Raw genomic sequence first — 10648 nt, 5'->3', positions numbered from 1 at the left:
ATACTTGCGGGTAGCCTCACTTTTTGACAGTTCCTTTTCCATCGACTGGCTTGCCGAGCTTACCGGCAAAAGAATCACCCTTCTCATTTCCGAGCTGGAAGAAGCCAGGAAGGAAGGCCTGATTTCGAACAAAAGCCCGGGCATCTATGCTTTCCAGCAGAAAGCGACCCAGAAAAAATTCCAGGTCGCCCTCGAGCCCAGGCAAAAACACAATCTGCTGGAGCAGATTTCAAAAATGCTGCTCAGTGATTTCCCAAGGGATATCGAAAACGAGAGCGAACCCATCGCCCATCAGCTCCTGGAAATCACAAACAGCTTTGAAGGCTGCCGCTATCTGATGCATGCCGGTGACGTGCACCTCCACAACTACAATCAGGAAATGGCGTTTAAATGTTATTCCAAAGTGCTGGGAGACCTCTCGGATAAATCGGGAAAAGCCATAGACGACGTCTTCATTGATACCGCCATCAAATTCTCCAAAATATCCACTGCCCAGCAGGATACGGACAAGGTCCTGGGCATCCTGAACACCGCCCTTGAAAGGGCCGAGACCAGCGGCGACCAGCGGTGCCAGGCGCTTATTGAAATGCATATCGCCAAAAATGAATGGCTTAAAACCAAATACGACGAAGCTTTGAACCATTTTGAAAAAGGATGGGCGCAGGCTAAAGAACTCGACGACCCCAAGCTGAAGCGGGCGGCCAGCACCTTCAGTACCTTTTTCCTGTTCTGGCAGGGACGGTTTAAAGAAGCTATTGAAAATTATGAGAAATCGGTTCCCGACATAGACCGGTACCCCAACGGGGAGTTTCCGCTGCTTGCCGCCCTTACGGTGGGCTTCTGCTATGCCCAGACCGGCCAGGTGACCCAGGGCCTGGGCATGCTTTACGCCATCCGCAGCCACTGCATCGAAAAGGGAGACATGTACCTTGCCGCCTATGCCTCGGGCAACATCGGCGAGATCCTGCTGAGGACCCACCGAATCGACGAGGCCATCTACTACCTGACCCTTTCGGACAAAGAAGCCCAGAAAACGAACAACAACTGGGTGTTGATCACCGTTCAGCTGTTTTTGGCCTACAGCTACTATCTGAAAGGCAAAAACCAGCTCTGCCTGAAACACCTGAGAAACTTTATCAATAAAAGCAATGAAGTTAAAATCAGTGTCAACATATACCCCTATCAGATCTCCCTTGCCATGGCCATGAGAAAAGGGGAACTCCCCTCTTTTGACGAATTGTCGCTAAACAGCATGGTCCGGAAGTATACCCTTGGCAAAAACATCTTCATGAAGGGAATCGGCTACCGATACCAGGCCTTTATGCAAATGGAGGAAAATGCGGGAACCAAAAAAGTCTGCCATTCCCTTAACCAGTCCATCCAGTGCCTGGAAGAATCCGGGCAGTGCATCGAACTGGCCAAATCCCGCCTGGAACTGGCCCGGATCAAACTCTCAAGCGGAGAGAAGGGGGAAGCGCGCCAGCTCGCCGAAAGCGGTGCCGGCGCCCTGTCGGAACTGAATGAAAACCTGATTCCGGACGACCTTGTCAGCCTCATTGAAACCCGGCCCAAGCGGGAGAACCTGTTAAAGGAAATATTGAAACTCGGCCAGGAGATGGTGGCCATCAATGACAACAAGGATCTGATCCAGTACATCATCTCAACTGTCAACAAGATTACCGGTGCCGAGCGGGGCGCCATCTTCCTCTGGAACAAAGACAAAACCAGCCTGCAGCTGCGGGGCTCCAAAAACCTGACCTCCGCCCAGATCACCCACCCGGAATTTGCCTCATCCTACCAGCTTATTGAAGAAGTGGCGAAATCGGGAAAAGGCTGCATAAAAAATCTGGATGCAATGAACTCCGGCCACGATTTCTCCTGTCAGCCGCTCCGGTCCAGGATTTGCGTCCCCCTGATTTTGAGAAAACACATTATGGGGGCGCTTTACCATGACAACCGCCTGTTAAACAGCGGTTTTCAAAAATCCGACATGGGGATCCTCGCTTACTTTGCAGCTATGGCTGCTTTTGCCCTGGATAATGTTCAGGCCTACCAGGAGGTCAAAAGACTCAACAAAACACTTCGCAAAGAAAAGCAGTATTACCAGGAGGAACACAACAACTCCTTAAATTTCAAGGGAATTGTCGGAAAAAGCCCGGCCATTGCCGAGGTTATGGAAAAAATAACCCAGGTCGCCGATACCGGCGCGACGGTGCTTATTGAAGGGGAAACCGGTGTGGGCAAGGAACTGGTGGCCCGGGCGGTTCATGATTTAAGTCAAAGAAAGAAAAACCCCTTTATCAGCGTCCATTGCAGCGCCCTGCCGGAAAACCTCATCTCCAGTGAACTGTTCGGACATGAAAAGGGCGCATTTACAGGGGCCCAGAAAAAGCGCACCGGCCGGTTTGAACTGGCGCACCACGGCACCCTTTTTCTCGATGAGGTTGGAACCATTTCAACAGATACCCAGATCCGCCTGCTCCGTGTGCTGCAGACAAAAGAGTTCGAGCGGGTGGGCGGGACGGAGACCCTGCGCTCGGACTTCCGGCTGATTGCCGCCACCAACAAGGCGCTTGCCGATCTCGTCCAGTCGGGGCATTTTCAATCCGACCTGTATTATCGGATAAACATTTTTCCCATTCACGTCCCGCCGCTTCGGGAAAGAAAAGAAGATATCCCGCTGTTGGCAGAGCATTTCCTCCACATCTTTGCCAACAAGATGGCAAAGGACATCAGGGGCATCTCTGAGAGTGATATGGCCAGGCTGCAGGAATACGAATTTCCTGGAAATATCAGAGAATTACAAAACATCATCGAACGCGCCTGCATACTGAGCACCGGGGAGAAACTGCGACTGCCTGAGTTCAAAGCCAGCGAAGTCACCGATTGTGAACAGCGAAAAGCGATAACCCTTCAGGAAAACGAACGGCAGCATATCCTCTGGGGGCTGCAGCAAACCAACTGGAAAGTCCGGGGGAAAGGCGGCGCCGCCGAGCTCCTGGACATCCATCCGTCCACCTTGACCTTTCGCATGAAAAAATTAGGCATTCAGCGACCCGGCTGATCGCCGGAGTCCCTCTCCTGATTCCGGCCGGACAACACATAACAAGGCCCCTGCTGCCTCGGCAGCAGGGGCCTTGTGGATTTCAGGGCAAAAGGATGCTGCCGTCAGGGGATTTCATTGCCCAAAATGGTAACCTGAGAATCAAAATAAGTTCCGCCCGTAGCTGTCTCCACCGCAAAACGCGCACCCGGCACCTGCCGCTCCCCGGCTTTGCCCATCAGCTGCCGCGCCGCCTCCACAAGCAGGGACACACCGCCGCCCGCACCTATATGCCCTTTGGAAAGCATCCCGCCGTCGGTGGTACAAGGGATACGGCCTCCCGGCCAGGTGTCGCCCCTGGCAAAAATTTCTCCGGCCTGGCCTCTTTCGCAAAAACCCAGCTCCTCGAATCCAAGAATCTGAAAAATGGGATAGGAATCATAGATTTCGGCCACATCGATGTCCTCCGGACCGATGCCGGCCTCTTCAAACGCCTCTTTGGCGGCCTTTGCCCATGCAAACCGGGTGATGTCAGGCTCCTGGGAATAGACAAAATGGGTGACCAATCCCCCCTCTCCCAGCACATAGGCGGGCTTTTCCTTCAAATCCTTTGCCCGCTCCGCACTTGTCAGGACAAAGGCCGAACCACCGTCAAAGAGCATGTTGGACATTTTGGCCCGTAAAGGCGTGGAGAGCATTTTGGAGGCCATTACCTCTTCAACGCTCAGGGGTTTGCGGAAATAGGCGTTGGGATTCAACTCGGCCCACTTGCGGTTGGACACGCAGACAGCGGCCATTTGCTCATCGGTGGTCCCGGTTTCATATTGGTACCGGGTGGTGCTCAGGGCCGCAACAACTGAATAGTGCTGTCCAAAAGGCACTTCCCATTCAGGCGAGGTCCCGGCTGTGGCAAAAAGATCAATGCCGGCCTGCAGATCCACGCCGGTGCCCAGCCGATCCGCATGAACATATAGCACATTTTTGGCGGCTCCGGAATAAATCAGGCTGGCGGCCATCTGCAATCCGCAGCTGCTGCTGGCGCCGCCGGCAAAAATCTGGCAGTTTTTTCTTGCGTTCCAAAGCCCGAGCTCCTCTACGACCCGGGCGGTAACCATCTCCGTGTTAAAGGCCGCACTGTACAAGGCGGCTGTCGGCATGACATAATCAATATCATCCTTTGACAGCCCGGAATCCTTGATTGCCTGCCTGGCCGATTCGATGGCGTGATAGATAGTTGGCGTGTCCTTGTGACGGCCGGTCGGCACCTCCCCTATTCCAACAATCGCCACCTTACCTTTTAATTTGCTCATAAAATTCTCCTTGCGTCTCAAGATGTTAAAGCAATAATTGCTGTCCTGCGCTTTTCACCGGCATTATTTTTGGGAGCCCATTTCATAAAAATTTTGCCCTTTTTCCGCCAGTTCCGCAATCAAGGGGCAAGGTCGGTACCTCTCGCCGTACACGGCATGAAATTTTTCCAGCCTGTCCCTGACATTGTCTAAGCCCCATTTGTCGGCATAACGCAGGATCCCGCCTTTGTGGGGGGGGAAGCCGCAGCCATAAACCATTGCCAGGTCCATATCCCAGGGCCGGTCACAGATTCCTTCCGCTATCATGAAAGCCGCTTCGTTTATGGCCCTTGCCATCATCCGGTCCAAAAGCGCCTGCTTATCAACATCAGCCGCCTCTTTTGGACTCACCCCGTTTTCCTTTAAATGACTATCAATCAGTTCCTGTATTTTGGGATTCGGGACCGGTTTCTTATCCGAATAGTCATAGAACCCGGCCCCGGTTTTTCGGCCGAAAAAGCCGCTGTCAAAGACCTTCTGATGCAGTTCGGAGAGCTTCCAGCGCTCGCCGAAGGCGCCCTCGAAATTTTTGGCCACATGATAGCCGATATCAATCCCGGTCAGGTCGTTTAATGTCAGGGGCCCCATGGGCATTCCAAAATCGGTTAACACACGATCCACAACGTTCATGGGATAGCCCTCTTCCAGCATGAAAAAGCATTCATTCATCAGGGCATTCAACTGGCGGGAGACATAAAAACCCGGCCCGTCATTGACAACAACGGGTATTTTTTTGATTTTTTTTGAAAAATCCACTCCTGTCGCCAGGTCCGTATCTGAGCTCTCCCGTCCGCTGATCACTTCAACCAGCTGCATGCGTTCAGCCGGATTAAAAAAATGCAGGCCGATCATTCGCGCCGGATTTTTCAGTGCCCCGGCCAGTTCGGAAACAGGCAGGGCGGAAGTATTGGTTGCAAAAACGGCCTCCGGGCTGCAAATGCCGTCCACCTTGGACCACAGGTCCTTTTTGATCGCCATATCTTCAAGAACCGCCTCGATGACGAGGTCTGCACCGGCCACGGCTGCCAGATCCGTTGTAAAATCCGCCTGGGCATTGAAAAGCGCTTCCAGATCCGCCTCCGACATGGAGCCCTTTTTTATGGGATGGGCAAAGGTCTTGCGAACCGCCTTTTTACCCCGTTCCAGCGCTTCTTCATTTACCTCCCACAAAATGGCCTGGTAGCCATTGCGCAACAGCAGATTGGAAACCCCGGAGCCCATGACGCCAAGGCCCAGCATGGCAACGGTTTGGATTTTTTTTGGCGCCACCCCCTTGAGCCGGGGCACACGCCCGGCCGCCCGGGAATTCAAAAAGATGCCAATCATGTTCCGGGCTTCCTGGGACACCGCGCATTGGGCGAAAATTTGCGCCTCAACCTTTAAATCCGCCTGGAAATCATCGCTCAGGCCCTTGTCCATCGCATCGATGGCCTTCATGGGAATGCTGAAGTCCTTGGCTTTTTTCCGGGTCATCTCCCTGGCCGCCCCGATAATCTGCGACTTTTCTTCGGCTGAGGGTAGTTTGTCGGTTCGCCGGCCGGTCCGGCACCCTTCAAGCTTTTTGGGCTTGGCGGCCAGTTCACCGGCTTTTTCAAGCGCGCGGGATTCCAGTTCCCCCGGCGGCACAACTTCATCCACAAGCCCCAGCTCCCGGGCCTGTTCAGCGGGAATGGGGTTGCCGACGGTTATCATTTCCAGGGCCTTGGGAAGTCCCACCAGCCTGGGCAGGCGCTGGGTCCCCCCGGCGCCGGGAATCAAGCCCACCTGAACTTCGGGCTGGCCAACCTTTATTGGCGCAGCTGCCACGCGACAGTGGCAGGACATGGCCAACTCCAGGCCGCCTCCGAGGGCGGGGCCGTTAATTGCTGCAACAACCGGCTTTTGCGCATCTTCGATCTGGTTATAGAATGCATCATAGGCCAGAACCCCCTGGAGCAATGCCTTCTCATCGCTTACCTCAAGCATTTCCTTTATATCCGCGCCGGCAATAAAATTTTTCCCGGTTCCGGTCAAAACCACGGATTTGACCTCATCGGAAGCAAAAGCCTGGTCAAAGGCCTCCTGCATATCCTCGCGAAGCTGCGCGGAGAGCTGGTTAACCGGCGGGTTGTTTAATCGCAGGATGGCGGTTCCCTCTTTGATCGCAACATCGATTGTCTTAAAATCTGTTTTCATTTTCCGGACCTCCCTAAATGATTAACAATATATCCTTGACTGCGTATGAAGCATTTTTCCGCTAATCCAGATCCTTGCGCAGTATCTTGCCCACCGCGCTCTTGGGCAGTTCATTCCGGAATTCCACGAGCTTGGGCACCTTGTACGCGGCCAGCTTCTGTTTGCACCAGTCAATCACCTCTGCCTCGCTCATTTGCCCGCCTTCCCGGATGACCACATAGGCCTTTACGGTTTCCCCGCGGTAGGGGTCGCTGATACCCTTGACGCAGGCCTCCAGTATTTTTGAGTGCTGGAAAAGCACTTCCTCTATATCCCTGGGATACACATTGTATCCCCCGGCAATAATCATGTCCTTTTTCCTGTCCACGATCCACACGTAGCCATCCGCATCCAATTTGGCGATATCACCGGTATAGAGCCATCCGCCTGAAAAAGTTTTGGCAGTTTCCTCGGGAATGCGGTAGTACCCCTGCCCGCTCACCTGCGGCCCCCGGAAACACAACTCGCCGGCTTCCTCCACGCCAAGCTCCCGGTCTGAATCCAGGGTATCGACGATTTTGACATCCGTATCCGGCAAGGGCAGTCCAATGGATCCCGGTTTGTTGACGCCGCCAACCGGATTAATGCATGTGGCCGGGCTGGCCTCGGATATTCCGTAGCCCTCCACGATCTGCGAACCGCTGACTTTTTCAAATTGCCTGATGACCTCGACCGGGCAGGGCGCCGCTCCGGAAACACAAATCCGGAGTGATGAAAGATCGTATTTGGGGAGCTTGGGATCATTTAACATGCCGATGAACATGGTGGGCACGCCGGGAAAAAGCGTCACCCGCTCCTTGTCAATCGCCTTTAATATCGCGCCCGCTTCCGGCCGGGGGATGAGCACATTGGCAAAGCCGGCGGAAACACACATATTCATAACGAACAGCCCAAAGGCGTGAAATATGGGCAGCGTACCCAGAACCACGGCTTCCCCGGGCTCCAGGTCCGGAATCCACTCCAGCCCCTGCTGGCAGTTGACGGAAAAATTCCTATGGGTCAGAATAACCCCCTTGCTGACGCCTGTGGTCCCCCCTGTATATTGAAGGGCAGCCACGTCATCGATGTTCGCTCTAGTGCCCGGATGCTTATCAGGAAAAGCGTGCAGCAGTTCCTCCCATTCAATAATGTCCTGGCCGGATGCCATTTTTTTATGCTTGTCCCGGGCCAGGAGGGGAAAGAGCTGTTTCTTCGGAAACCGGAGATAATCCCGGATATGGGCCACGATGATTTTCTGTACATGGGTCCGGGGCTTCAGGGCAACCATTCGGGGGGCGAGAAGATCCAGGCAGATCAGAAAACCGGCTTCGGAATCCTTGATCTGGTGCTCCAGCTCGGTATCGGTATATAATGGATTGTTCATCACCACAACGGCGCCAATCCGCCAGAGCGCATACACAGCAACACAGATTTGGGGAATATTGGGCAGCAGCAGGGCGACTTTATCCCCGGGCTGCACCCCGAGGTGCATCAAGGCATTGGCCAGTTGGTTGACCTGCGCTTCCAGCTGCCGGAAGTTCAGGCGGGCTCCCAAAATGACACCGCTGGGCGGGAGGGAAAGGCCGCAGCGGTTTTTGTCAAAAGTTCCGGCATGCTCAAGCCGTTATAGGACAAACTGGCCGGAACATTCGGGGCATAGGACTTCAGCCAAATCTTTTCCATATCATCGCCTTTCACTGCTTCAAAATCATCATTCCCGGGGCATATCAAGCTTCAGGGAGTTATTTGCAAATACGATGCCAATAAAAATTGTATTTTAATTTCAAAATGTTAGAGATGAAATGGAAGACTGCTGGCCATGCATGAACAACATATTGATCCTGGCAGCCAACATGTTGCGCCTGCCTGCCGCCCGGGCGACGCGTTAGGATTTACAGGAAAAAAATTTGAAGGCCGGCGCTTTTCGGGGTCACGGAAGGAGGGAAAAAACGGCCGTATTGATCCCCGGGGCCCCGGGGATCAATATCCATACGATTACTCATGTCTGCAATTTTTTTTGACATCACCGGCAGTGCTCCCGGCGGGCGCATGAGCGCCGACTGTTGACAGGAGAGCTGTCATCCCCCGAAAGAGGCTTCTTCGATTTCAACCACGGCCGCATTATCGTTGGTAAGGGCATTCATTTTACCCAGTGTGCCGGGAAGCACCTTATGGATAAAAAAGTCCGCGCTCTTTACCTGTCCCTTGTAAAAGGCCTGATCCTTTTTGGCCGCTCCGTTTTCAAGCTTCTGTGCAGCCAGTCGAGCCCGCCACAGGAGCATCCAGCTCATGATCACATCGCCGGTGACCTCAAGAAAAGGCGCAGCGCCGGCAAATGCGGTTTTAAACGCCGCGGAACGCGCCGATTTGCCCATGTGAAGCGCCACTTCACCCAGGCGGTTGACAGCGGCCTCAGCCTGGTCCGCCAATTCCCTCAGCGAATCCACCTCCCTGGCCGCAGCAATGGTCTCCTGCATCTCCCGGACCATTTGCATGAAAACGGCGCCGTCATTCATTCCCAGCTTCCGGCCCAGCAGGTCCATGGCCTGTATGCCGTTGGTTCCTTCATAAAGGGAATGGATCTTGCAATCCCGGGCCAGCTGCTCCACCGGGTACTCCCGGATATAGCCGTAACCGCCATAGACCTGTATCGCCTGGACGCAGACCTCAAAGCCCCGGTCGGTGCCATAGGCCTTGATTATCGGAGTGAGCAGCTCGGCCATGTCGTTGCAGGCTTTTTTGGTTTCCGGGTCATCCGTGCATTTGGCAGTGTCGAACAACTGACAAACATAGTAAACCAGGCTGCGCATGCCTTCCACATGGCATTTCATCCACAAAAGCATACGGCGCACATCCGGATGCCGGATAATGGGCACCTGCTCCGCAGCCTCCTTGCCGGCCCCGAGTTCGCGGCCCTGAAGTCTTTCACGGGCATAATTAAGCGCATAAAGGTAGGCGGTCGATGCGGCAACAATACCCTGGAAGCCCACGTCCAGGCGGGCCTCATTCATCATGTGGAACATGATCCGCATGCCCTTGTTCTCCTCGCCCAAAAGATACCCCCGGCATTTCCCCCTGCCGCCTAAAGCCAGGCTGCAGGTGGCGCTGCCGTGAATGCCCATCTTCTCTTCAATGCCCGTGCAGACGACATCATTAGGCTCTCCCAGACTGCCGTCCGCATTTACACGGATCTTGGGAACAATAAAGATGGAGATTCCCTTGGTCCCTGCCGGCGCACCTTCCACCCGGGCAAGAACCGGATGAATGATATTCTCGGTAAGATCGTGCTCCCCGTTGGTGATAAATATCTTGTTGCCGGTGATGCTGTAGGTGCCGTCATCATTTTTTTCGGCTGTTGTGGTCAAAGCTCCCACGTCAGAGCCTGCATTGGGCTCGGTCAAAAGCATCGTGCCGCCCCATTGCCCGGTATAGAGCTTCTTGAGATACAAATCCTTCTGCTCCTGAGTGCCGTAGAGATCAATCATCTTTCCGGTGCCGTGGCCCATCAGGGCATAGCCGACGGCCGTTCCGTTGGCGCCGCCGATGTATTCGGCCGCGGCCTGGCTGATAATGTGGGGCATGCCCTGCCCCCCCACTTCCGGATCTTCGGACATGGAGGGCCATTCGCCCTCCACCAGCAGCTTGTGCACCCGGTGGTAGCTCTCCGGCACCTTCACCAAACCATTGTCAAAAGTGACCCCGATGCGGTCGCCATCCTCGCGGGTGGGTAAGATCTCCTTGACCGCGAAATTGCGCGCCTCGGAGATAATCAAATCAAAAGTTTTGCGGTTGAGTCCCGCAAATGCGTCTTCCTTGGCCAGGGCTTCCGTATTGAGCTGCTCGTAGAGCACAAAATCAATGTCCCGGCGGTCGGCAATAACCTGAGCCATTCGTACCTTCCTCCTTGATTGCGCAAAGCGCAGGCGAACCCGCGGGCGCGCCTGCGCTTTGCTCTTGATGATAAAAAATAAAATTGATCTTTAAGTCATATTTAAAAATGATCCGCAGCACAATCTTTATTTACACATAAACTCAACCGCCGCGTTCGGAAACATCTTCCCTT

Annotated in this window: 5 protein-coding genes; 1 reads left to right on the top strand and 4 read right to left on the bottom strand. The window is 54.1% G+C overall.

Annotation, left to right across the window (positions count from 1 at the left end; all coding sequences use genetic code 11):
* A partial coding sequence (locus U5L07_19640) for a sigma-54-dependent Fis family transcriptional regulator (protein ID MDZ7833961.1) occupies positions 1-3064 on the top strand: 3064 nt, incomplete at its 5' end.
* A gap of 104 nt (positions 3065-3168) precedes the next feature.
* Here the strand turns inward: U5L07_19640 and U5L07_19635 are convergent.
* The 4 genes from U5L07_19635 to U5L07_19620 form a co-directional block, all read right to left on the bottom strand.
* The gene (locus U5L07_19635) at positions 3169-4353 is read right to left on the bottom strand and encodes a thiolase family protein (GenBank protein MDZ7833960.1); all 1185 of its coding nucleotides are present in this window, start codon (positions 4351-4353) and stop codon (positions 3169-3171) included.
* Between the two features lie 63 nt (positions 4354-4416).
* Positions 4417-6567 (bottom strand): 3-hydroxyacyl-CoA dehydrogenase NAD-binding domain-containing protein, encoded by a 2151-nt coding sequence (locus U5L07_19630; GenBank protein MDZ7833959.1) that lies wholly within the window; start codon positions 6565-6567, stop codon positions 4417-4419.
* A gap of 61 nt (positions 6568-6628) precedes the next feature.
* Complete coding sequence (locus U5L07_19625; GenBank protein ID MDZ7833958.1) at positions 6629-8140, bottom strand: long-chain fatty acid--CoA ligase; 1512 nt, start codon at positions 8138-8140, stop codon at positions 6629-6631.
* 523 nt (positions 8141-8663) lie between these two features.
* The gene (locus U5L07_19620) at positions 8664-10475 is read right to left on the bottom strand and encodes an acyl-CoA dehydrogenase (GenBank protein MDZ7833957.1); all 1812 of its coding nucleotides are present in this window, start codon (positions 10473-10475) and stop codon (positions 8664-8666) included.
* Positions 10476-10648 lie beyond the last annotated feature (173 nt).

The organism is Desulfobacterales bacterium (genome assembly GCA_034520365.1).
GTDB lineage: Bacteria > Desulfobacterota > Desulfobacteria > Desulfobacterales > Desulfosalsimonadaceae > M55B175.
This window is presented reverse-complemented; position numbering and strand designations above follow the sequence as displayed.

Excerpts from the sequence above, each read along its gene's own strand:
- U5L07_19635 (MDZ7833960.1), bottom strand. The coding sequence starts at position 4,353 with ATGAGCAAATTAAAAGGTAAGGTGGCGATTGTTGGAATAGGGGAGGTG.
- U5L07_19630 (MDZ7833959.1), bottom strand. The coding sequence starts at position 6,567 with ATGAAAACAGATTTTAAGACAATCGATGTTGCGATCAAAGAGGGAACC.
- U5L07_19620 (MDZ7833957.1), bottom strand. The coding sequence starts at position 10,475 with ATGGCTCAGGTTATTGCCGACCGCCGGGACATTGATTTTGTGCTCTAC.